The organism is Mesorhizobium waimense, assembly GCF_003601975.1.
GTDB classification, from domain to species: Bacteria; Pseudomonadota; Alphaproteobacteria; order Rhizobiales; family Rhizobiaceae; genus Mesorhizobium; species Mesorhizobium waimense.
On the sequence record NZ_QZWZ01000008.1, the window covers coordinates 27,781 to 48,596 of the forward strand.

The 20,816-nt window shown below is 63.6% G+C and carries 22 protein-coding genes; 8 read left to right on the top strand and 14 right to left on the bottom strand.

Annotation, left to right across the window (positions count from 1 at the left end; all coding sequences use genetic code 11):
- Positions 1 to 72: 72 nt before the first annotated feature.
- The 3 genes from D3227_RS12110 to D3227_RS12120 are packed head-to-tail and all read right to left on the bottom strand — an operon-like array spanning position 73 to position 2,229.
- Complete coding sequence (locus tag D3227_RS12110; protein WP_120014359.1) at positions 73 to 960, bottom strand: NAD(P)-dependent oxidoreductase; 888 nt, start codon at positions 958 to 960, stop codon at positions 73 to 75.
- On the bottom strand, positions 957 to 1,523 hold the full coding sequence (locus D3227_RS12115; protein WP_120014360.1) for a gluconokinase: 567 nt from the start codon (positions 1,521 to 1,523) through the stop codon (positions 957 to 959). Before D3227_RS12115 ends, D3227_RS12110 begins: the two co-directional genes overlap by 4 nt.
- Positions 1,492 to 2,229: an SDR family oxidoreductase gene (locus tag D3227_RS12120; RefSeq protein WP_245451742.1), complete on the bottom strand. Its 738-nt coding sequence runs from the start codon at positions 2,227 to 2,229 to the stop codon at positions 1,492 to 1,494. The genes D3227_RS12115 and D3227_RS12120 overlap by 32 nt, the downstream gene beginning before the upstream one ends.
- Positions 2,230 to 2,405: 176 nt before the next feature.
- Here D3227_RS12120 and D3227_RS12125 point away from each other — a divergent pair, with 176 nt between their 5' ends.
- Positions 2,406 to 3,326, top strand: a complete 921-nt coding sequence (locus D3227_RS12125) for a 2-hydroxyacid dehydrogenase (protein ID WP_120014545.1) — start codon at positions 2,406 to 2,408, stop codon at positions 3,324 to 3,326.
- A gap of 15 nt (positions 3,327 to 3,341) precedes the next feature.
- Positions 3,342 to 4,376, top strand: coding sequence for an L-idonate 5-dehydrogenase (locus D3227_RS12130; RefSeq protein ID WP_120014362.1), 1,035 nt, complete (start codon positions 3,342 to 3,344; stop codon positions 4,374 to 4,376).
- 40 nt (positions 4,377 to 4,416) lie between these two features.
- Here D3227_RS12130 and D3227_RS12135 read toward each other — a convergent pair whose 3' ends face one another.
- Positions 4,417 to 4,635: a hypothetical protein gene (locus D3227_RS12135; RefSeq protein WP_120014363.1), complete on the bottom strand. Its 219-nt coding sequence runs from the start codon at positions 4,633 to 4,635 to the stop codon at positions 4,417 to 4,419.
- A 142-nt stretch (positions 4,636 to 4,777) separates the two neighbouring features.
- Here D3227_RS12135 and D3227_RS12140 point away from each other — a divergent pair, with 142 nt between their 5' ends.
- Positions 4,778 to 6,265: a winged helix-turn-helix domain-containing tetratricopeptide repeat protein gene (locus tag D3227_RS12140; protein WP_120014364.1), complete on the top strand. Its 1,488-nt coding sequence runs from the start codon at positions 4,778 to 4,780 to the stop codon at positions 6,263 to 6,265.
- A gap of 175 nt (positions 6,266 to 6,440) precedes the next feature.
- Here D3227_RS12140 and D3227_RS12145 read toward each other — a convergent pair whose 3' ends face one another.
- Positions 6,441 to 7,433: a LacI family DNA-binding transcriptional regulator gene (locus tag D3227_RS12145; RefSeq protein ID WP_245451736.1), complete on the bottom strand. Its 993-nt coding sequence runs from the start codon at positions 7,431 to 7,433 to the stop codon at positions 6,441 to 6,443.
- A gap of 281 nt (positions 7,434 to 7,714) precedes the next feature.
- Between D3227_RS12145 and D3227_RS12150 the strand changes: the two genes are divergently transcribed.
- Entirely contained in the window at positions 7,715 to 8,641 is a 927-nt protein-coding gene (locus D3227_RS12150; protein WP_120014365.1) for an SMP-30/gluconolactonase/LRE family protein, read from the top strand.
- Between the two features lie 58 nt (positions 8,642 to 8,699).
- Here D3227_RS12150 and typA read toward each other — a convergent pair whose 3' ends face one another.
- Entirely contained in the window at positions 8,700 to 10,529 is a 1,830-nt protein-coding gene (gene typA / locus D3227_RS12155; protein WP_120014366.1) for a translational GTPase TypA, read from the bottom strand.
- A 196-nt stretch (positions 10,530 to 10,725) separates the two neighbouring features.
- Here typA and D3227_RS12160 point away from each other — a divergent pair, with 196 nt between their 5' ends.
- Positions 10,726 to 11,004: a hypothetical protein gene (locus D3227_RS12160; RefSeq protein ID WP_120014367.1), complete on the top strand. Its 279-nt coding sequence runs from the start codon at positions 10,726 to 10,728 to the stop codon at positions 11,002 to 11,004.
- Between the two features lie 68 nt (positions 11,005 to 11,072).
- On the opposite strand, the gene D3227_RS12165 is transcribed toward D3227_RS12160, so the two are convergent.
- On the bottom strand, positions 11,073 to 12,641 hold the full coding sequence (locus tag D3227_RS12165; RefSeq protein ID WP_120014547.1) for an alkaline phosphatase D family protein: 1,569 nt from the start codon (positions 12,639 to 12,641) through the stop codon (positions 11,073 to 11,075).
- A 398-nt stretch (positions 12,642 to 13,039) separates the two neighbouring features.
- Complete coding sequence (locus D3227_RS12170) at positions 13,040 to 14,323, bottom strand: MFS transporter (protein WP_167480677.1); 1,284 nt, start codon at positions 14,321 to 14,323, stop codon at positions 13,040 to 13,042.
- Between the two features lie 78 nt (positions 14,324 to 14,401).
- On the opposite strand from D3227_RS12170, the gene D3227_RS12175 reads away from it, so the two are divergent.
- Positions 14,402 to 15,019 (top strand): TetR/AcrR family transcriptional regulator, encoded by a 618-nt coding sequence (locus D3227_RS12175; protein WP_120014549.1) that lies wholly within the window; start codon positions 14,402 to 14,404, stop codon positions 15,017 to 15,019.
- A 44-nt stretch (positions 15,020 to 15,063) separates the two neighbouring features.
- Positions 15,064 to 15,657 (top strand): hypothetical protein, encoded by a 594-nt coding sequence (locus D3227_RS12180; RefSeq protein WP_120014550.1) that lies wholly within the window; start codon positions 15,064 to 15,066, stop codon positions 15,655 to 15,657.
- A gap of 199 nt (positions 15,658 to 15,856) precedes the next feature.
- On the opposite strand, the gene ppa is transcribed toward D3227_RS12180, so the two are convergent.
- From ppa to D3227_RS12210, 6 genes are all read right to left on the bottom strand, one after another.
- Positions 15,857 to 16,390 (bottom strand): inorganic diphosphatase, encoded by a 534-nt coding sequence (gene ppa / locus D3227_RS12185; RefSeq protein ID WP_006201204.1) that lies wholly within the window; start codon positions 16,388 to 16,390, stop codon positions 15,857 to 15,859.
- 100 nt (positions 16,391 to 16,490) lie between these two features.
- The gene (locus D3227_RS12190; RefSeq protein WP_006201203.1) at positions 16,491 to 16,997 is read right to left on the bottom strand and encodes a GNAT family N-acetyltransferase; all 507 of its coding nucleotides are present in this window, start codon (positions 16,995 to 16,997) and stop codon (positions 16,491 to 16,493) included.
- Positions 16,998 to 17,204: 207 nt separating this feature from the next.
- The gene (locus D3227_RS12195) at positions 17,205 to 17,843 is read right to left on the bottom strand and encodes a TPM domain-containing protein (RefSeq protein ID WP_120014368.1); all 639 of its coding nucleotides are present in this window, start codon (positions 17,841 to 17,843) and stop codon (positions 17,205 to 17,207) included.
- A gap of 6 nt (positions 17,844 to 17,849) precedes the next feature.
- Positions 17,850 to 18,734: a TPM domain-containing protein gene (locus tag D3227_RS12200; protein WP_120014369.1), complete on the bottom strand. Its 885-nt coding sequence runs from the start codon at positions 18,732 to 18,734 to the stop codon at positions 17,850 to 17,852.
- Between the two features lies 1 nt (position 18,735).
- Positions 18,736 to 19,539, bottom strand: a complete 804-nt coding sequence (locus D3227_RS12205; RefSeq protein ID WP_208646368.1) for a TPM domain-containing protein — start codon at positions 19,537 to 19,539, stop codon at positions 18,736 to 18,738.
- Between the two features lie 223 nt (positions 19,540 to 19,762).
- Positions 19,763 to 20,401 carry a LemA family protein gene (locus D3227_RS12210; protein WP_120014370.1) on the bottom strand — a complete coding sequence of 213 codons (639 nt, stop codon included), beginning with the start codon at positions 20,399 to 20,401 and terminating at the stop codon, positions 19,763 to 19,765.
- A gap of 163 nt (positions 20,402 to 20,564) precedes the next feature.
- Here D3227_RS12210 and D3227_RS12215 point away from each other — a divergent pair, with 163 nt between their 5' ends.
- Positions 20,565 to 20,816 carry a hypothetical protein gene (locus D3227_RS12215; RefSeq protein ID WP_120014371.1) on the top strand — a complete coding sequence of 84 codons (252 nt, stop codon included), beginning with the start codon at positions 20,565 to 20,567 and terminating at the stop codon, positions 20,814 to 20,816.

Sequence of the window (20,816 nt, forward strand, 5' to 3'; positions counted from 1 at the left end):
CCTCCCGAGATCGCCAAGTGATGTTATCGATAACATTTCTGAGCGTCAAGCAACAAAATTGCGGGCTCCCAATCAGCCGATCTTGCCGTCGAGCAGGCACATCATTTCGGCCGAATCCTTCGGCCCCAGGCCCGCCGCGCAAAGCAAGCGATGGATCTCGACAAGCTGGCCTGTCATCGGCAACGGCGTCTTGGTCTTCAGCGCAAAGGACTGCAAAGAATCCAGATCCTTCAGCATGTTGTCGATGCGGCCGGTCGGCGAGAAATCGCGAGCGGCGAACTTCGCCATGAACTCCTGCATGATGCTGGAATCGGCGCGCCCGCCCTTGAGGGCCGCGGGGATCGCCTTGGGATCGACGCCGCCGGCTTCGGCCAGTTTCACCGCTTCGGCAACCGCCTGGAACAGCACCGCGCAGAACAGCTGGTTGATCAGCTTGGTCGTCTGCCCGGCGCCGCTCGGACCCATCAGCGTGTAGTTGGCGCAAAGGTGCTGCATCACCGTGCGGGCGCGTTCGAAGTCCGCCGTTTCGCCGCCCGCCATGACCGTCAATCGGCCGGCGAGCGCGCCAGGAACGCCGCCGGATAGCGGGCAGTCGACCCATTTCATGCCGGTCTCGGCCGCGAGCTTGCTGGCCATTTGCGCGGTGTCGGCGGGGTCGATCGACGACATGTCGATCAAGAGCTTTTCAGGCGAAGCCGTGGCCGCGACGCCACCCTCGCCAAACACCACCGAACGCACGATATCGGCATGGTTGAGGCTGAGAATGATGAAGTCGCTGGCTCGCGCCGCCTCGGCAACCGACGCGGCGGCGGCCGCCCCTTTCGCGGTCAGTGCGGCGACTTTGGCCTTGTCGAGGTCAAAGACCGTGACCGCCTGCTTCGTCTCGATCAGCCGGGTGACGATCGCCGATCCCATGATGCCGGCGCCGACAATGGCAACCTTTGCTGCTGCTTGCGTCATCTCAATGAGCCTCTTTCCTGGTCCTGGCTGCGGGCGCCAAGCCCGTTCAGCGCCCGATCGACGATCCTGTCGACCGGAGCGTCGATGTCGACGGTGACCACCAGCTCCTCGCCGGCCGGATTTTCCAGCGCCGCCAGCTGGCTGTCGAGCAAGGCCGGCGGAAAGAAGTGCCCGCGGCGATCCGCCATCCTGGCCTTAAGGACAGTGCGCGATCCCTCCAGGAATACGAAGAACAGCGGCCCGCCCGCCACATGGCGAAGCCGATCGCGGTAGGATTTCTTCAGCGCCGAGCAGCTCACGACGAGCCCGCTTCCCTCCTCATGCGCTTGGCGCAAGGCGGCGCCCACCAGATCGAGCCAGGGCCAGCGGTCGTCGTCGGACAGCGGTATGCCCAGCGACATCTTCTCGACATTGCCGCGCGGGTGCAGCATGTCGCCTTCGACGAAGGCGAGGCCTAGCCGTGCGGCGATGTCGATACCGACGCTGGTCTTGCCGCAGCCGCTGACGCCCATCACGACGATGAGAGAAGCCTCAAAGGCAGGTTGTGATGCCGCCATCGACATAGAGCGTGTGTCCGTTGACAAAGGATGAGGCTGGGCCGGCCAGAAACACCGCCGCGCCGACCAGTTCCTGGACATCACCCCAGCGCCCGGCCGGCGTGCGGTTGGTGAGCCAGGCCGAAAATTCGGGATTGTCGACCAGCGCCTGGTTGAGCGGCGTCTTGAAATAACCCGGTGCGATGGCGTTGACCTGCAGCCCGTGCTTGGCCCAGTCCGCGCACATGCCGCGCGTCAAATTGCGCACCGCCCCCTTCGTTGCCGTGTAGGGCGCGATGTTCGTGCGTGCCAGTTCGCTTTGCACCGAGGCGATGTTGATGATCTTGCCGCGCTTGCGCGGGATCATGTGCCGCGCCACCGCCTGGCCGACGAAGAACACACTGGAAATGTTGGTGCGCAGCAATTCGTCCCATTTGTCGGCGGGAAAGTCCTCAAGCGGCGTGCGGAACTGCATGCCGGCATTGTTTATGAGAATGTCGATCGCACCGACTGTCGCCTCGATCTCCTCGACGCCTCTGGCGACCGCGGCATGATCGGTGACGTCGAAGACCGCGCCGCGAGCCTTGTGCCCCTTGGCCGTCAGCGCATCGACTGCGGCGGCGACCTTTTCGGCGCTGCGGCCGTTGAGCACGATCTCGGCGCCGTGCTGCGCCAGCCCTTCCGCCAGCGCCAGCCCGATGCCTTGCCCCGAGCCGGTAACCAACGCCCGCATCCCGGACAAATCGAACAAAGAACCGCTCACCTGCTCCTCCTGAGGAAATGTGCTTGGAAGCGGATACGATTTCCACCGCGCCACCGCCAGTATCTATTGACATGAATGTTATCGATAACATAGTCAATGGAAAAATTGCAGCTGCAGGAGGAGACGACGCCGTGACCGACATCTTGATGACCGGCCCCTATCCGGACTGGGACATGGCGGACCTGGAGGCGAGATATCACGTCCACAAGCTGTGGCAGGCCGAGGATAAGGACGCGCTGCTCGCAAGCCACGCCGGCGCAATCCGCGCCATCGCGACACGCGGCGAGCTTGGCGCCAGTGCGGCGCTAATGGCAAAGCTGCCGAAGCTGGAGATCGTCTCCTGCTACGGCGTCGGCACCGATGCCATCGACCTTGCCTATGCCAGGGGAAACAGCATCCGCGTCACCAATACGCCCGACGTGCTGACCGAGGACGTAGCCGATATCGGCATCGGGTTGCTGCTCTCAGTGGCCCGCAAGATCCCGCAGGCCGACGCCTATGTGCGCAACGGCAACTGGCGCAAGGGCAACATGCCGCTGGTCACCCGCGTCTGCGGAAAAATGCTTGGCATTGTCGGCATGGGCCGTGTCGGCGCGGCGGTGGCCAGGCGCGCGGCTGCCTTCGATTGCACCATCGCCTATTTCGACCGGCATAAGCGCGACGACCTGCCCTACGCTTTCGTCGGCGATCTGGTCGAGCTGGCGCGACAGAGCGAATTCTTGATCGTGACGCTCGCCGGCGGCGACAGCACCAGGCACATCATCGATGCCACCGTTCTGGCAGCACTCGGAGCGGACGGCATCCTGATCAACATTTCGCGCGGCAGCACGGTCGACGAGACCGCTTTGCTCGCCGCCCTGGAAACCGGCGCTATCAAGGGCGCCGGGCTCGACGTGTTCTGGAACGAGCCTGGCATCGACGAGCGCTTCCTCAAGCTTTCCAATGTTGTGCTACAACCGCACCACGCCAGCGGCACTGTCGAGACCCGCAAGGCCATGGGCCAGCTCGTGCGCGACAACCTTGCCGCCCATTTCAGCGGCCAGTCCTTGCTGACGCCCGTGGTTTGAGAAAGGATCGCGGCCATGAAGTCGATCATCATCCACGCGGCGAAGGATTTGCGGATCGAAGAGACCGATCCGGGCGTGCTTGGCGCCGGGCAGGTCGAGATCGCCATCGAGGCCGGCGGCATATGCGGCTCGGACCTGCACTACTACAACCATGGCGGCTTCGGCGCGATCCGCCTTCGCGAGCCGATGATACTTGGCCACGAGGTCGCCGGCACGGTGAAGGCTCTTGGCGATGGCGTCTCGAGCCTTGCCGTTGGCGACCGCGTCGCGATCTCGCCGAGCCGGCCCTGCAATGCCTGCCGCTACTGCCTGCAGGGAATGCAGAACCAATGCCTCAACATGCGCTTCTACGGCAGCGCCATGCCGATGCCGCACATCCAGGGCGCCTTCCGCCAGCGCCTCGTTGCCGAGGCGTGGCAATGCCACAGAATCGCCGACCACGTTTCCATCAACGAGGCCGCTTTTGCCGAGCCGTTCGCGGTCACGCTGCACGCGGTGAACCGCGCCGGCTCGCTGCTCGGCAAGCGGGTCCTGGTCACCGGCTGCGGGCCGATCGGCGCACTGTGCATCCTCGCCGCGCGCGCTCATGGCGCGCGCGAGATCGTCGCCACCGATGTCATGGACGGCGTGCTGGCGAAGGCTGAGGAGATCGGCGCCGACCGCACCATCAATGTCGCCACCGACGGCGACAAGCTCGCCGCCTACAATGCCGACAAGGGTAGTTTCGACGTGATGTTCGAGGCCTCCGGCAACGAGCGCGCGGTACGGGCCGGGCTCGATGTCCTGAAGCCGCGCGGCGTGCTCATGCAGCTCGGCCTTGGCGGCGACGTGTCCCTGCCGCAGAACCTCATCGTCGCCAAGGAGATCGAGATGCGCGGCAGCTTCCGCTTCCATGACGAGTTCGCCCTTGCCGTCGACCTGATCAATCGCCGCCGCGTGGACGTTAAGCCGCTGCTGACCGGCATCTACCCCATGGACGAGGCGGTCGCTGCCTTCGAAATAGCTGGCGACCGCAACAAGTCGATGAAAGTGCAGATCGCATTCGGCTAGAGCATGGGCTCATTGCTCGACGGCAAGCGTCTTGAGAAGCTCACCAGGTGGGATCCCGGCCTTCGAGATCATCGTCGGGGACGACCTGCGGCTGGCGACGGAGACCGGCGTAGGGGGCTACGTAGGTCATGTTGAGTGCATCGCCCACCAAGCCGAACATGGCGGCAAGCGATGCGCCGATTTCGAGCCTCGGAAAGCTTGGCCGTGGCAGGTTAAGGCGGCGGACGGTGATCGGGGTGGTGGTGGAGATGTCGGTCATGGTGTCCTCCTGTGACGGTGAGAATGACACCGCTTCCCACTCAGGTCCTTGGCTCGGACCTGAATAGTCCTGAACAACCCTGAAGTTCGCCTTCAGGACCGTCCTGGGTTATCCTAACCCCCGAGGGACGGGTTCTTGCCAAATGGACTTGGAGTTTGGGAACTATCGCCTGAAACGCGCCGAACGGCTGCTGCTTGGGCCCAAGGGGCCGATGGTGCTTTCGGCGCGATCCTTCGACATCCTCGCCATGTTGCTGGAGAGGCCGGACGAGGTTATCGGCAAGACCGAACTCTTCGATGCGGTCTGGCCCGGCCTGGTGGTGGAGGAGAACACGCTGCAGGTCCACATCTCTGCGCTGCGAAAACTGCTGCCCGCCGAGATGATCGTAACCGTGCATGGTCGCGGCTATAAATATGCCGGCCCCCAGCCCTTCGGGGCTACAGCGGAAACTCCGGTGCTGCCCAGACCCTCCATCGCCGTTCTTCCCTTCGACAACATGAGCCGCGACCCGGAGCAGGACTATTTCAGCGACGGGATTACCGAAGACATCATCGCCGAGCTCAGCAAGTTCAGGGAGTTCCTGGTCATTGCGCGGAACTCCTCCTTCCAGTTCCGGGGCAAGGCGAATGACGTGGCCGAGGTGGCGAAGAAGCTTGGCGTCCAGTATGTCGTCGAAGGCAGTGTGCGGAAGATCGGCAACCGGGTCCGGGTCACCGTGCAGCTGATCGACGCGTCCTCAACGGCTCATATCTGGGGCGAGCACTACGACCGCGAACTCGACGACATTTTCGCCATCCAGGACGAAATCACCCAGATGATTGCAGCCCGCCTGGCTCGGCAGGCCAGAACCGCGATTGCATCACGTGCCAGGGCCCGACCGACCGACAATATGTCGGCCTATGAGTTTTACCTGCGGGCGCTGCAACTGGCAGCAGTCTATGAAACGGTGCTCGAGGCGGAACCGTTTCTGCGCCAGGCGGTAAAGCTCGATCCGCGGTTTGCTGCTGCCCACGCCATGCTCAGCTTTGTGGAGTCCATGAAGTTTTACTGGGACTACAACAATCCCGGTCATTTGCATTCCGGACTGGAGATCGCAAGAACCGCATTTGGCCTCGACCCCGACGAGGCCTATGGGCATCTCGCCACCGGCTTCGCTCACTTGTACTTGCGCCAATTCAGGCAAGCTGAAATCAGTCTTGACCGGGCGGTTGCGCTCAATCCGAACGATCCGTTCATTCTTAGTATCCGTGCGATTCACCTGAACTACACGGACAGGCCGGCCGAGGCGCTTGTTGAAATAAACGAAGCCCAGCGCCGCGACCCATACGCTGTGGGATGGTATGAAGACTTTCGCGGCATCATACTGACCACGACTGGACGATATCGCGAGGCAATGGCCTGCTACGCGAAAATGGCAACTGTACCACCGTGGTCGCTCGTTCGTCTTATCGTCTGCCATTCCGAACTCGGCGAAATCAAGCAAGCGCAAGACGTCCTGGCAAGAGTCAAGGCACATTATCCCGGACTAGGCCTTGACGAGATCGTTGATACGGAAGTGGACTACTATGAGGACCCCGCCGTATGCAGCCGTTATCGCGCGATCCTGCAGCGCGTTGACAAGGAAGAATAAGCTTCACCACGGCCGCAGCCCGCGATGACCGGTAGGCACATGTCGGCCCGACGGCCAGAAGTCCGAGCATAACGCAGCGACGCCCGCCCATGCCCCATCGCGTCATTTCGCTGCGCGGCGAAATCGGGGCATAGCGGACCCTGGCGAGCCGTTCGCCCGACAGATTTATGGGTACTCAGGTGCTCTCACGCTCGACGATGCGGTAGCTGGTCAGGACGATTTCCTGTCCGCGCTGCTTCTCGCCGCCGCGGATAAGCTGGATGAGCCGGCGCGCCGCCTCCTGGCCGATCCCGTAGCAATCGACATTAACGGTGGTGATGCCGGGATGGCAGAAGGCGGCAACCTCATAGTCGCCGAAGCCGGCAATGGCGATGTCCTGCGGCACCCGCATGCCGCGGCGCTTGCATTCCATCAGCGCGCCGAAGGCCGAAAGATCGGACACGCACAGCACCGCCTCGGTGTCTGGCCAGCGCTCGAGCATGGAGACGACGGCCTGGCCGCCCTGCTCGATGGAGATGGGCGGCACGCCGAAGGAAACCAGCCGGCCCGGCGGCAGGCCGAGCTCTTCGATGGCCCTGACGAAGCCCTCGCGCCGCTGGCTGCCGCGCGTATCGCGCGAGGTCGTGCCGCCAATATAGCCGAACTTGCGGTAGCCCTTCCTGGCCAGCGTCTTGACCAGCAGCCCCATCGCTTCCTCGTTGGAGAAGCCGACCACCTGGTCGATGGGCCTGGCCGGCAGCTCCCAGGTTTCGACCACCGGGATGCCGGCGCTCTCCAGCAGCCGGCGGGCGCGGTCGGTGTGGGCGCCGCCGGTCAGGATGATGCCTTCCGGCCGCCGCCGCAGCATCGCCTCGATCAGCCTCTCTTCCTTCTCGACCGTGTAGTCGGTGTAACCGAGCAGCAGCTGCAGTCCGGTGCTTTCCAGCTCGTCCGTAATGCCGCGCGCCGTGTCGGCGAAGTTCGAATTGTTGATCGAGGGAACAATCGCCGCGACAAATCCGGTCTTGCGCGACGACAGGCTGCCGGCCGACTGGTCGAGCACGTAGCCGAGCTCGTTGACGGCGGCCATGATCTTTTCGCGTGTCGCCTTGGAGACCCGGCTGCCTTCCTTCAGCGCCCGCGAGACGGTCATCGCCGACACACCGGCCCGCTCGGCTACATCGGCCATCGTCGGCGCTTGGTTCTCCCCCGGTCTCGGCGATGCTGCCCTGCCCATCAGCCCTCCCCGCGAGCCGCCGGCATAGATCTGGCCCAAGCAGAGGCGGCGCCATTGGACGACAGCTGCATCGGGCGTCCGGCGTCGTTCATGAATCCCCCTTGGAAATCGGATTGTGTTAGGTATGTTATCGATATCACATCGATCTGACAACAACCACGCCGCGAAGTTCGATCCCGATTAGCAAAGCGCGCGGCGCTGGGAAAGTGAAACGCGGCAGAGAGGCAATCGGAATGTTCGGAGAAATCGAGGGTACGGGATTCGAGGTGCTGGATCCGCGTTTCGCCAGCTGCTTCGTCGGCCATGCACGGGTCGAGCGGCTGTGGACGGGCGGACGCTGGCACGAAGGGCCGGCATGGTTCGCGCCGGGCCGCTATCTGCTCTGGTCCGACATCCCCAACAACCGCATGATGCGCTGGGACGAAACCTCCGGCGCCGTCTCGGTGTTTCGCCAGCCCGCCAACAACTCGAACGGCAACACGGTCGACCGGCAAGGGCGCCTTGTCACCTGCGAGCACCTGACGCGGCGGGTGACGCGCACCGAGTTCGACGGTTCGGTGACGATTGTCGCCGACCGCTTCGAGGGCAAGCGTTTTAATTCGCCCAACGACGTCGTGGTGTCTTCCGACGGCGCAATTTGGTTCACCGATCCCTCCTACGGCATCATGCACGACTATGAGGGTGAGTATGGTGAGCAGGAGATCGGCGGCTGCCACGTCTACCGGGCCGACCCGGCGAGCGGCGAGGTGGCGCGTGTCGCGGATGATTTCGCCAAGCCGAACGGCCTCGCTTTTGCACCCAACGAAACACTTCTCTACGTCGCCGACACCGGCGCCTCGCATCTGGCGGACGGGCCGCGCCACATCCGCCGCTTCAAGGTCGGCAATGACGGCAGGCTGAGCGGCGGCGAGGTTTTCGCCGAGTGCACGAACGGATTGTTCGATGGATTCCGCGTCGACATCAAGGGGCGGCTGTGGTGCAGCGCGGGCGACGGCGTCCATTGTTACGACCCGGACGGCACGCTGATCGGCAAGGTCCACATCCCGGAGGGCGTCTCCAACCTGACCTTTGGCGGCGCTCGCCGGAACCAGCTTTTCATCACCGCAACGACGTCCCTCTACGCGGTCTACGTCACCGCAAACGGTTCAACGTTGGGATAAACAAAAAGAGGGAGCACGCGCAGTGCTCCCTCTTCTGAAAATGCTTCTACGAAAAGACTTAAGCAGCGCCGACCACCTTTGCCGACTTCTCGAAACGCTTGCGCTCGTTCGGGTCGAGATAAAGCTTGCGGAGCCGAATGGTCTTCGGCGTCACCTCGACCAGCTCGTCGTCCTGGATCCAGGCCAGCGCGCGCTCCAGCGTCATGCGGATCGGCGGCGTCAGTTTGACTGCCTCGTCCTTGCCGGCGGCGCGGATGTTGGTCAGCTTCTTGCCCTTCAGCACGTTCACTTCGAGGTCATTGTCGCGGCTGTGGATGCCGATGATCATGCCCTGATAGACCTTGACGCCCGGATCGATGACCATCGGGCCGCGGTCTTCCAGGTTCCACATGGCGTAGGCCACCGCCTCGCCCTGTTCGTTGGAGATCAGCACACCGTTGGTGCGGCCCGGCAGTTCGCCCTTGTAGGGCTGATAGGCGTGGAACAGCCGGTTCATCACGGCGGTGCCGCGCGTATCGGTCAACAGTTCCGACTGGTAGCCGATCAGGCCGCGTGTCGGCGCGTGGAAGACGATGCGCTGGCGGTTACCACCGGACGGGCGCAATTCGACCATCTCGGCTTTGCGCTCCGACATCTTCTGCACGACGATGCCGGCATGCTCCTCATCGACGTCGATGACGACCTCCTCGACCGGCTCCAGCAATTCGCCATTGTCGCCGTTCTGCATGACGACGCGCGGCCGCGACACGGCGATCTCAAACCCTTCGCGACGCATCGTCTCGATCAGCACGGCCAGCTGCAATTCGCCGCGCCCGGAAACGAAGAATGAATCCTTGTCCGGCGATTCCTCGATCTTCAGCGCGACATTGCCTTCGGCTTCGCGCAGCAGGCGGTCGCGGATGACGCGACTGGTCACCTTGTCGCCTTCGGTGCCGGCCAGCGGTGAATCGTTGACCAGGAACGACATCGTCACCGTCGGCGGATCGATCGGCTGCGCATGCAGCGGCTCGGTCACCGCAGGGTCGCAGAACGTGTCGGCGACGGTGCCCTTCGACAGGCCGGCAATGGCGACGATGTCACCCGCCTGCGCCTCGTCGATCGGCTGGCGCTCGAGGCCACGGAAAGCGAGGATCTTGGAGATACGGCCGGTCTCGACCAGTGTGCCGTCATGGTGCAGCACCTTGACCGGCTGGTTGGATTTCAACGTGCCGGATTCGATGCGGCCGGTGATGATGCGACCGAGGAAGGGATTGGCTTCCAGGATGGTGCCGATCATGCGGAACGGGCCGGGATGCACGGTCGGCGTCGGCACATGCTTGATGACGAGGTCGAACAGCGGCGCCAGGCCCTGGTCCTTCGGGCCCTCAGGGTTTTCCGAGACCCAGCCGTCGCGGCCTGAACCGTACAGAATGGGGAAGTCGAGCTGCTCGTCGGTGGCGTCGAGTGCGGCAAACAGGTCGAACACCTCGTTGACCACCTCGACATGACGAGCGTCCGGGCGATCGATCTTGTTGATGACGACGATCGGTTTCAGCCCGACTTTCAGCGCCTTGCCGACGACAAACTTGGTCTGCGGCATTGGCCCTTCGGCGGCGTCGACCAGCACGATGGCCGAATCCACCATCGACAGAATGCGCTCGACCTCGCCGCCGAAGTCGGCGTGGCCGGGGGTGTCGACGATGTTGATGCGGGTATCCTTCCAGTCGACCGAGGTCGCCTTGGCCAGGATGGTGATGCCGCGTTCCTTTTCGAGGTCGTTGGAATCCATGGCGCGCTCGGCGACGCGCTGGTTGTCGCGGAAGGAGCCGGACTGCCTCAGAAGCTGGTCGACGAGGGTGGTTTTTCCATGGTCGACGTGCGCGATGATCGCGATATTACGAATTTTCATTTTATGGTCTCGGGAGCGTTGCAGGCAGCAGGCCCAAAGGCGCAGCCTCTTTCGGTTGCGCGGCTCATACAGGGTTTTTCGCATTTGCGAAAGAGGAGGCTCGTCACCAAATACTCATCAAATCTTAAACATCCACGTGTGAAATGATTTTGTTAACCAAGGCGGAACCTTTCGGGGTCCGGGCAGTTCGAACGTCATGACCGATCAAGTCAGCAAATTCCGGCCGATTCTCGCTTGGGCGGCACTCGCCTTCGTTCTGGCGGCAGGCGCCGCGCAGCCCGCCGCGACGCTCAAGGGAAATCCCGCCTTGCCATCCGAGACGCAGACGGCCGAGCAGCTCTACGCCGACGCCCCTGATGGCGTCGATCCTATCGTGACCGGCCCGGTCAGCGCCGCCTTCAAGCAGCAGCAAAAGGCATCCGGCTGCGACAGTGCGGTTTGGCCGAAGATTCCCGTCGCCTGCTATCCGGACTAGAGCGCCGCGCGCGCCCTTGGGCGCGCAACAGGACGCTCTAGCACCTTGAACCCAGCCGAACGGAACCCTTACGCCGACCGCACAGGATCGAGCGTGACCTTGTAAAGTTCGTTGTCGTCGCGATCCATCAGCCGCACAGTCATCTGTTCGCTGGCGCCATTGATGTCGACGAGGCCGAAGAACTGCAGGCCGGCCGACGGCGGCAGGTTCTGGCCCTGTTCGGCGGTCGGCGCCTTGATGAATTTCAGCTCCGGCCCGAAGGTCATGTCGAAATCGTTGGGGCCGAACGTACCGGCGTGGATCGGCCCGGAGACGAATTCCCAGAACGGGTTGAAATCCTGGAACTGTGCCTTGTCCGGGTTGTAATAGTGCGCCGCCGTGTAGTGCACGTCGGCGGTGAGCCACACCGTGTTGCTTATGCTGGCATTCTTGATGTAGCGCAGCAGGTCGGCGATCTCGAGCTCGCGACCCGTTGGCGCACCATTGTCGCCATTGCTGACCGCTTCGGCGCCGGCCTTCTTGGCGGCGTCGTCCCAGACGACGAGGCCGAGCGGCATGTCGGCGGCGATGATCTTCCAGGTCGCGTTGGAGTTGGCCAGCTCGCGCTTCAGCCACTTGGTCTGCTGTTCGCCAAGCATGCGCGACTGCGGCGTCATCGTATCCTGCATGCCCGGGCTGTTGGGGCCGCGATAGGAGCGCATGTCGAGGAAGAACACGTCGAGCAGCGGCCCATAGGCGATCTTGCGGTAGACGCGGCCGGGTTCGGACGGCTCGTAGCGGATCGTCGTCATCTCGTGGAAGGCGCGCGCAGCGCGGGCCGCCAGCACATGGATGGATTTTTCCGTGTAGCGGTTGTCGGCGCTCAAATCCTTCGAATCCGACCAGTTGTTCAGCACCTCATGGTCGTCCCACTGGTAGAAGGTCGGGCAGATGGCGCTGAGGCCGAGCACGTGTTTGTCCATCATGTTGTATTTCCACTGGTCCCGGTATTCGTCGAGCGTCTCGGCGACCTTGCGCTTGCCGTCAATGAGCACGACGTTCTTCCACTTGCCGCCGCCGGGCAGGTCGACCTCGTCCTTCATCGCGCCGTCGGCATAGATGGTGTCGCCGGAATGCAGGAAGAAGTCGGGCGTGTGCTTGCCGATCGTGGCGTAGGTCTTCATGCCGGTCTCGTCGATGCCCCAGCCCTGGCCGGCGGTATCGCCCGACCAGGCGAACTTGATGTCACGCTTGGAGGCAGGCGCGGTGCGGAAGCGGCCGACGATCGGTTCGGAGACGGCGTTGATGTCGGCGAGATCGGCAGCAGTCGTGCGGTAGAAAATGTCCTGGTCGGAGGCAAGCTCGGTAAGCAGTCGCTTCACCGTGTAGTCGCTGGCAGGCGACGTATCGAGCGATGCAAGCCGCGTCGCATTGGCGAAACTTTCCGTCATCGAGACTTCGAACATGACACGCGCCGGACGGTCGGTGCGTGTCCACACCATGCCGCTGGTGGCGTCGACATCGCCCGACTGGACGCCATGGGTAAAGCCCGGCCGCTGATTGGCGCGCGAATAATAGGGCAGCGCAAGGCCCGATGCGCCGACCAGGCCAAGGGCGCTGGCGGAGGTGACGAAAGCGCGGCGGGAAATTGTCTTCATGGCTGTCTCCTGGATGGCTCCGAACGGTGCCCCAAGGTCCAGCCTCAATGTTTCAGCCACATCTCCAAACCATGAAGGTTTCGTAACAACCACAGGCGGCCTCTTCGCTTCACCCCCTGCGGGAGAAGGTGGATCGGCGCGCAGCGCCGAGACGGATGAGGTGTGTTGGAACGAATGAGGCGGCGGCGATTTCAGACATCGTGCCAAGCTGGAGCACCCCTCATCCGACCGAGCTTCGCTCGGCCACCTTCTCCCACAGGGGTGTTTGGACCGGAGACATCGCGAACAGGTGTGCGAGGACATCGCGAACAGTTTTGCGCTTTTTGCGCGAGGGGTTCGGGATGCCATTCGAGGACAGAAGCGCGATGTCTCCGAAGGGAGGGCCGCACGCAGACGCCTTAAGCCGCCTGCGGCTCCGGGTCGAACGCTGGCCTACTGGTGTTGATGAGCAGCGAGATACAGGCGGCGGCGATCGCGGTCATACCGGCGATCATGAAGGCCAGTTCGTAATTGCCTTGCAATTCGCGCATGGTGCCGCCGAAGAATGCGGCGCTTGCCGCACCCACCTGGTGCCCGGCGACGATCCAGCCGAAGACGATCGGCCCGCTGCGGTCGCCGAACGCCTCGTTGGCAAGCCGCAGCGTCGGCGGCACGGTGGCGATCCAGTCCAGCCCATAGAGCACGGCGAAGATGATCAGGCTGGTCGCCGAGAAACCGGAATAGGGCAGGTAGATCAGCGACAGGCCGCGGATGGCATAGTAGACGCCGAGCAGCTTGCGCGGATCGAAGCGGTCGGTGAGCCAGCCCGACAGCGTCGTGCCGATCAGGTCAAAGATGCCCATCATCGACAGAAGGCCGGCGGCCTGCACCTCGCCGATGCCCATGTCGCCGCAGAAGGCGATCAGATGCGTGCCGACCAGTCCGTTGGTGGTGAAACCGCAAACGAAGAAGGTGGCAAACAGGTACCAGAAGACACGCGTGCCGGCGGCGCGCCGAAGCGTGCCCAGCGTGTGCGCCAGGAAATTACCCTGGGACGCCGGCGATGTCGGCGGCACGTCGTCGGCCTCCGCACCATAGCGCACCATGCCGATCGAGGCCGGGCGCTCCGGCACCAGCAGCCAGACCAGCGGCAGGAGAGCGGCGGTGGCGATCGCGATCGCGATGGCGACCGGCTTCCAGCCGCCCGACTGGGCGAGCGCAGCCAGCAGCGGCAGGAACACCAGCAGGCCGGTGGCGCTGGAAGCCGACATCAGCCCCATCACAAGGCCGCGATTGGTCTTGAACCAGCGATTGACGATGGTGGCGCCGAGCACGGTGGCGACCGCGCCCGAGCCGATGCCGGAAAACACGCCCCAGGTGATCAGCAGGTGCCACGGCTTGGTCATCAGCAGGCTGAGCGCCGTCGAACCCGACATGATCAGCAGCGCGGCGAGCAGCGTGCGGCGCAGGCCGATCCGTTCCATCAACGCAGCGGCAAACGGCCCGGTCAGGCCGTAGAGAAAGATGCCGATGGCGGCGGCCAGCGAGACGACATCGCGCCGCCAGCCAAAACTCTCCTCCAGCGGCAGCATCATGACGGAGGGGGCCGAGCGCAGGCCGGCGGCGATCAGCAGGCAGAGGAAGATGACGCCGACCACGACGAAAGCGTAGCGCTGGCCAAACGGACGGGATTGAGCTATCATGTTACTGACCGGTACGTTGCAATTGGGCGGCACTATCCATACGTACCGGTCAGTAACATTGTCAAGCGAGTCTTTTGCATGCCATCGGACAATAAAATTGAACCGTCCATCAAGGACCCTCACGCGTCGGTCCTGCCGAGAGCCGCCGAGAAGATCCTCGACGTGGCCCGCGACCTCTTCTATCGGCAGGGCATCAGGGCGATCGGCGTCGACGAGATCGTCAAGCGCGCCGGCGTCACCAAGCCCAGCCTCTACCGCAGCTTTCCGTCCAAGGACGAATTGGCCGCATCCTACCTGCGGCAATACGACCTTGAGTTCTGGGAACGCTTCGACGAGGCGGTGCATGCCCATCCCGGCAATCCGCGCACCCAGATCAACGCCTTCCTCGCCCGCGTCGGCAAGCGCACGCAAAAGTCCGACTACCGCGGCTGCGGCATGACCAACGCGGCGATCGAATATCCCGAGCACGGGCACCCGGCCCGCGTGGTGAGCGAGGCCAACAAGCAGGAACTGCGCCGCCGCCTGCGCGCCATGGCGACGGCGATGGGTGCTGCCGATTCCGACACGCTGGGCGATGGACTGCTGCTCCTGATCGAGGGCGCCTATATCAGCGGCCAGCTGTTCGGGTTAGGCGGGCCGGCAGGGACTGTGGCACGCAACGCCGACCTGCTGATCGAAGCCAGCTTGAAGAAATAGCGTTTGACGATACGCTGTGACGACCTCCAATGGAGTTGTCCGCCATGCGTGCCTCGCTGCTTGCTCCGCTTGCCCTCGCTGGTCTCTGCCAGGCAGCCCACGCCGACGGCATTGCCAGCGTCTACACCGACCTCGACTGGAAGAAGGATTGCGTCACCTATGCGAAGGCCGAGGAAGGCGAAGGCGACTGGGCCAATCTCGCCTGCTCCGGCTATCGTGGCTACCCGGTGCTGGTCGCTTATGACGACGCCCGCGAGTCGCTCTACTACGGCTTTCCGTCCGACGACATGACCTCGGTCTGGGAGAGCTTTTCCGGCTTCAACTCGGCCGGTCCCAAGATCGAATGGCGCATCGAGACCACGGGCGACATCGCCATCCCCTTCGCTGTTATCCACCGCCGTTCGATCGGCAATCCCGAGGACGATAACAAGCCGACCGAGGTGCTGGTCGTCGCCAAGGTAGCGCAGCCGGAGGCCCATGACGGCTGCACGGTCGGGCTGGTGCTGGCCACCGGCAACCCGCAAGCCAACGATCAGGCGCGCAAGCTGGCCGACGACAAGGCGAAGAGCTTTGCCTGCGGCAAGGACAAGCGCGTGGTGATCGGCGACGCACCCGACTTCGGCCGGGTTGATAACTGAAGACCGTGGAGATTGGCCGAAGCGCCTCTAACTTCGTCATCCTCGGGCTTGACCCGAGGATCCATGCCGCGACAACAACAACGCCGCAACGGTGCAGAACTCTGTTTCGCCGCGCACTTCACCTGGCGTCACGGCATGGATACCAGGGTCTTTGCGACGCCGCTTCGCGGCTGCTCCGCCCTGATATGACGAAGCTGAGTTACTTGCTCGCCTTCGCCCGCGCGATCGCGTCGACGATCATCTTCTTGGCATACTTCGAATCGTGCCAGCCCTCGATCTTGACCCATTTGCCGGGTTCGAGATCCTTGTAGTGCTCGAAGAAGTGCTGAACCTGCTGGCGGGTGATGTCGGGCAACTGCGTATACTCGGTGACGTTCTCGTAGCGCAGCGTCAGCTTGGGCGACGGCACGGCGATGATCTTTTCGTCCTGGCCGGCATTGTCTTCCATGATCAGCACGCCGATCGGCCGCACATTGATGACGCAACCCGGCACCAGCGCGCGCGTGTTGCAGACCAGCACGTCGATCGGGTCACCATCGCCCGACAGCGTGTGCGGCACGAAGCCGTAGTTGCCGGGATAGCGCATCGAGGTGTGCAGGAAGCGGTCGACGAACAGCGTGCCGGCCTCCTTGTCCATCTCGTACTTGATCGGCTCGCCGCCGATCGGCACCTCGATGATGACGTTGAGGTCTTCCGGTGGGTTCTTTCCGGTGGCTATCGCTTCGATACGCATTGGTTTTCCCTCTCTCGATTTCCGAGATCGATAGCGGGCGACGCGGCACGGTGCAATGCGGCGAATGGTGCTCAGGACCCGGCGGCAGGCCTTCAGGCCGTCATTCCCAGACGAAAGCGACCTTCTTCAGCGCCTTCTGTTCGAAGATCTCGACGCCCTCGGCGACATCACGACCGCCGGCGCCGGCATAGAAGGAGAGCGCGTTCTGGTTGTCTTCCAGCGCCCACACAACCATGCCTTTCAGGCCGTGGTCGGCGAGTCGCGCTCGCGCGGCCTTGAACAGCCGGCTGCCGAGCCCGATGCCCTGGTATTCCGGACGCAGGTAAAGCTCATAGATCTCGCCCTGCTGCCTGAGCTCGCGGGCGCGGTTCTTGCCGATCGTGGCATAGCCGGCGATCTTGCCGCCGATTTCGACCACCAGCACCGTGGCGGCGCGGCGGATGGCGTTCGCCCACCAGTCGGCGCCGCGACGGTTGATCATCGAAGTCAGCGTGCGGTGCGGGATGATGCCGGAATAGGCGCCGCGCCAGGCCTCCTGGTGCACGTCGGCGATGGCGCCGGCGTCGCGCGGCTCGGCTTTCCTGATGTCGATGGTCAGCGTGTTCATAATTGCTTAACCATAAACCCGCATCGCCCGATTGCAAAGAGTCCGGTCGCCGGCTGCAACGCTTTCGCACAGGCGGATGATACGTTGACGAGGCAAGGGAGAGCCTGTCTGAAAATGCGCTCTGCCGAGGCGGATGGCGTGGTTCGAGAACCGAAGCGCAGAAAACCGCGTCAGGCGTCCGGCAGAGTAGCGTTTGCAGACAGGCTCTCAGATTTCGACCAAGTGGTCGTCGAGCTCGTTGGCATCGCCGGCCGTGACCGGAAAATGCTCCCGCAGCACGGCGCCGACTGATTCGATCGCCTTGACGAAGCCGTCGGCGAGACGGTCGTCGCTGGCGTGCGCGGTAAGGTCGCCCACCACGCCGTCCCAGACATGCTGGCCGACCTTGGCGTCGATGCCGCTGTCGGCGACCACTTCGGCATAGCGCTCGGCGATCGAGACGAAGACAAGCACGCCGGTGCGCGCCGTGGTGCGGTGGACGTTGCGGGCGAGGAACTGCTTGATCGCATTGGCGTGCGCCGCCTGGTAGCGCAGCCGCCGCGGCACGAGATGGATGCGCAAGCCGGGCAGCGCCCACAGCAGGAAAAGCACCGAGGCCAGCGCCAGAAGCTGATCGAAGACGAAATGCGGCAGGCGGATCGTCAGCCACCATGCCTCCAGCCCGTAGGCGACGGCGAGGCTGACGATCAGCATGGCCAGCGTCGCCATGAAGGCGGCCGGAAAGAAATAGCCGTCGCTGGCGCGCGCCACGACGCAGTAGATCTCGCCATCGGTTTTGGATTCGGCGGCGCGGATCGCTTCGGCGATGCGATCATGGTCCTGCGGGCTGATCGGTCGTGTTGCCATCTCGTCTCACCAGCTCCCTGAAGACCCGCCACCACCGGACGAGCCGCCGCCACCTGAAAACCCGCCACCGCCGCTCGAACCGGAAGACCAGCCGCCGCCGGAACTGCCCGACGACCAGCCGCTGCCGGATGAGGATCCCGTCACCCAGCCACTGCCGGAAGACGACGAGCCCGGCCCGCGGCCATAGCGGAAGGTCATGCCGAGCCATTTATACACGCCCGGCGACAGCTTCGTGCCGAAGATCGGCGGCAGGAAGGCCATTGCCAGGCCGCCGAAGAACATCGTCGCCCACAGGATCAGGAACAGCGCGACGATGGGGTCGATGGGCGAGCTGTCATCAGCCGGATTGCGCTTGCCGCGCGCCTCGAGCTCCTCCGGGTTCCCCTCCAGCACCATGATCATGTCGTCGACGGCTTTGGAAAAGCCGCCGGAGAAATCGCCGGCGCGGAAGGCCGGCACCATGTCGTTTTCGATGATCAGCTTGGTGTGCAGGTCGGTCAGCGTGCCTTCCAGCCCGTAGCCGACCTCGATACGCATCTTGCGGTCGTTCTTGGCCACCAGCAGCAGGACGCCATTGTTCTCGCCGGCCTGGCCGAGCTTCCAGGCGCGGAACAGCCGGTTGGCGTAAGGCTCGATCTCCTCGCCATCGAGGCTGGGGATCGTCGCGACGACGATCTGGTCCGAACCTTTCTTCTCGAAAGCGGCAAGCTTCTGCGTCAACGCCGCCTTGGTCGCGGCATCGATGATGCCGGCATTGTCAACGACCCGTCCGGTCAGTACCGGCAGCGCGGCCGCGAGTGCCGCAACGCCGAGGAGCAGCAGCATCGCCAGGGCCAGCAGGACCGCGTCGATCCGCTTGGCGACAGGGCCGGATGTTGCGTGTCTCGTCATGTCACCAGCTTCCCGAGGAGCCGCCGCCGCCGGACGAACCGCCGCCACCGGAAAAACCGCCGCCGCTTGACCCCGACGACCAGCCGCCGCCGGAACTGCCCGAGCCGCTGGACGAGCGCCGGCTGGGTTCGAAGGTCATGCCCAGCCAGCGATAGCGGCCGGGTCCGATCTTCTGGCCGAAGATCGGCGGCAGGATCGAGGCGGCCAGGCTGCCGACCAGGATGGTGATCCAGATGGCGATGAAAATTGTGAAGAACAGGTCGTCGGAATTGAACGGCGCCTGCTGGTTGCGTTCGCCGCGGGCTTCCAGTTCCTCCGGATTGCCCTCCAGCACCATGATCATGTCGTCGACGGCTTTGGAAATGCCGCCGGAGAAATCGCCGGCACGGAAGGCCGGCACCATGTCGTTTTCGATGATCAGCTTGGTGTGCAGGTCGGTCAGCGTACCTTCCAGGCCGTAGCCGACCTCGATGCGCATCTTGCGATCGTTCGGCGCGACCAAAAGCAGGGCGCCGTTGTTTTCCTTGGCCTGGCCGAGCTTCCAGAAGCGGAACAGGCGGTTGGCGTAGGGTTCGATCTCCTCGCCGTCGAGGCTGGGAATCGTCGCCACGACGATCTGGTCGGAGCCCTTTGTCTCGAAATCGGCGAGCTTTTGCGTCAGCACCGCCTTGGTCGCGGCATCGATGATGCCGGCATTGTCGACGACGCGGCCAGTGAGTGCGGGGAGTTCGGCGGCGAAGGCGGCGAGGGGGAGGAAGAGGGCGAGGAGGACTAGTAAGACGTCTAAGAATGTTAGGCTGGCGATCCTTCGCGCCCCCCTCTGTCCTGCCGGACATCTCCTCCTAGGGGGAGATTGGATGCTTGTCCGGCAGCGCTTAACCAGCGGCGTTGGAGATTGGCTAAGGCCGCAGATACAGCCAATCTCCCCCCTCGAGGGGGAGATGTCCGGCAGGACAGAGGGGGGTGTGGACACGCCTGCAGTCCGTCTCGTCAGGATGTGGTCTTGGAAGATTTGCCGGCTTCGCCGTTCACCCACCCTGCTTCGTGCCGAAATCGACCTTCGGCGTCTGCAGCTTGTCTTCCTCGATGGTGAAGTTCGCGAACGGCTCGTTGCTCCGGAACCAGAAGGTTGCCCACAGCACCGACGGGAAGGTTCTCAGCGTCAGATTGTAGTCCCTGACCGCCTGGATATAGTCGCGCCGCGCCACCGCGATGCGGTTCTCGGTGCCTTCGAGTTGCGCCTGCAGCGCCAGGAAATTCTGGTTGGCCTTGAGGTCGGGATAGTTCTCGACCACCGCGAGCAGCCTGGACAGGGCGCTGGTCAGGCCGGACTGGCTGTCCTGGAATTTCTTGAAGGCTTCCGGGTCCTTCAGCGTTTCCGGCGTCACCGTCACCTGCGTTGCCTTGGCGCGCGCTTCCACCACCGCGTCGAGCGTGTCCTTTTCATGCGCCGCATAGCCCTTGACCGTCTCGACCAGGTTGGGGATCAGGTCGGCGCGGCGTTGATACTGGTTGAGCACCTCGCTCCAGGCCGCTTTGGCATTTTCCTCCGCCGTCGGAATGGTGTTGTAGCCGCAGCCGGCAAGCAGCGGCAGTACGATCGCCATCAGCAGGAAGGCCGGTAGAGTGCGGACAATGGAGGGTGAAGAGAGGCGCTGGGCAAACATGATCTGGGTACCTCGTCGGAAGTTGCACGCGAAGCATTACCACAATCTGCGCGCAAGAAAATAACCCGGCCCGGAAGCCTCCACTGGCATCTGTTGGTCCGGCACGAGGCCCTGTGAATGGCCTCGCGAACAGGCTAAGGTCCCGGCAAAACAGGATATTGCCATGGCGCAACGCCAGGATAGCGACACCGAATCGCGCCGTATTATCGAACGTGTGGAACACGAGACCGCGCCGGGCGGCACCTCGTTCATCGCACGCACCGCGAAGGGCGCGCAGGACCATGTGTCGGCGGCAGACGCCGACCGTTCGGACCCGATCGAAGTTTGGGGCACCCGCATCGGCCGGGTGCTGGGCCTTCTCATCGCCATTGGGCTGCTGGCCTGGCTGGTGTATGTCGCCACCCGTGGCGGTTAG

Coding starts and splice junctions, on each gene's coding strand:
- D3227_RS12110 (WP_120014359.1), bottom strand. CDS start 960: ATGACGCAAGCAGCAGCAAAGGTTGCCATTGTCGGCGCCGGCATCATG.
- D3227_RS12115 (WP_120014360.1), bottom strand. CDS start 1,523: ATGTCGATGGCGGCATCACAACCTGCCTTTGAGGCTTCTCTCATCGTC.
- D3227_RS12120 (WP_245451742.1), bottom strand. CDS start 2,229: ATGCGGGCGTTGGTTACCGGCTCGGGGCAAGGCATCGGGCTGGCGCTG.
- D3227_RS12125 (WP_120014545.1), top strand. CDS start 2,406: ATGACCGGCCCCTATCCGGACTGGGACATGGCGGACCTGGAGGCGAGA.
- D3227_RS12130 (WP_120014362.1), top strand. CDS start 3,342: ATGAAGTCGATCATCATCCACGCGGCGAAGGATTTGCGGATCGAAGAG.
- D3227_RS12135 (WP_120014363.1), bottom strand. CDS start 4,635: ATGACCGACATCTCCACCACCACCCCGATCACCGTCCGCCGCCTTAAC.
- D3227_RS12140 (WP_120014364.1), top strand. CDS start 4,778: ATGGACTTGGAGTTTGGGAACTATCGCCTGAAACGCGCCGAACGGCTG.
- D3227_RS12145 (WP_245451736.1), bottom strand. CDS start 7,433: ATGGCCGATGTAGCCGAGCGGGCCGGTGTGTCGGCGATGACCGTCTCG.
- D3227_RS12150 (WP_120014365.1), top strand. CDS start 7,715: ATGTTCGGAGAAATCGAGGGTACGGGATTCGAGGTGCTGGATCCGCGT.
- typA (WP_120014366.1), bottom strand. CDS start 10,529: ATGAAAATTCGTAATATCGCGATCATCGCGCACGTCGACCATGGAAAA.
- D3227_RS12160 (WP_120014367.1), top strand. CDS start 10,726: ATGACCGATCAAGTCAGCAAATTCCGGCCGATTCTCGCTTGGGCGGCA.
- D3227_RS12165 (WP_120014547.1), bottom strand. CDS start 12,641: ATGAAGACAATTTCCCGCCGCGCTTTCGTCACCTCCGCCAGCGCCCTT.
- D3227_RS12170 (WP_167480677.1), bottom strand. CDS start 14,323: ATGATAGCTCAATCCCGTCCGTTTGGCCAGCGCTACGCTTTCGTCGTG.
- D3227_RS12175 (WP_120014549.1), top strand. CDS start 14,402: ATGCCATCGGACAATAAAATTGAACCGTCCATCAAGGACCCTCACGCG.
- D3227_RS12180 (WP_120014550.1), top strand. CDS start 15,064: ATGCGTGCCTCGCTGCTTGCTCCGCTTGCCCTCGCTGGTCTCTGCCAG.
- ppa (WP_006201204.1), bottom strand. CDS start 16,390: ATGCGTATCGAAGCGATAGCCACCGGAAAGAACCCACCGGAAGACCTC.
- D3227_RS12190 (WP_006201203.1), bottom strand. CDS start 16,997: ATGAACACGCTGACCATCGACATCAGGAAAGCCGAGCCGCGCGACGCC.
- D3227_RS12195 (WP_120014368.1), bottom strand. CDS start 17,843: ATGGCAACACGACCGATCAGCCCGCAGGACCATGATCGCATCGCCGAA.
- D3227_RS12200 (WP_120014369.1), bottom strand. CDS start 18,734: ATGACGAGACACGCAACATCCGGCCCTGTCGCCAAGCGGATCGACGCG.
- D3227_RS12210 (WP_120014370.1), bottom strand. CDS start 20,401: ATGTTTGCCCAGCGCCTCTCTTCACCCTCCATTGTCCGCACTCTACCG.
- D3227_RS12215 (WP_120014371.1), top strand. CDS start 20,565: ATGGCGCAACGCCAGGATAGCGACACCGAATCGCGCCGTATTATCGAA.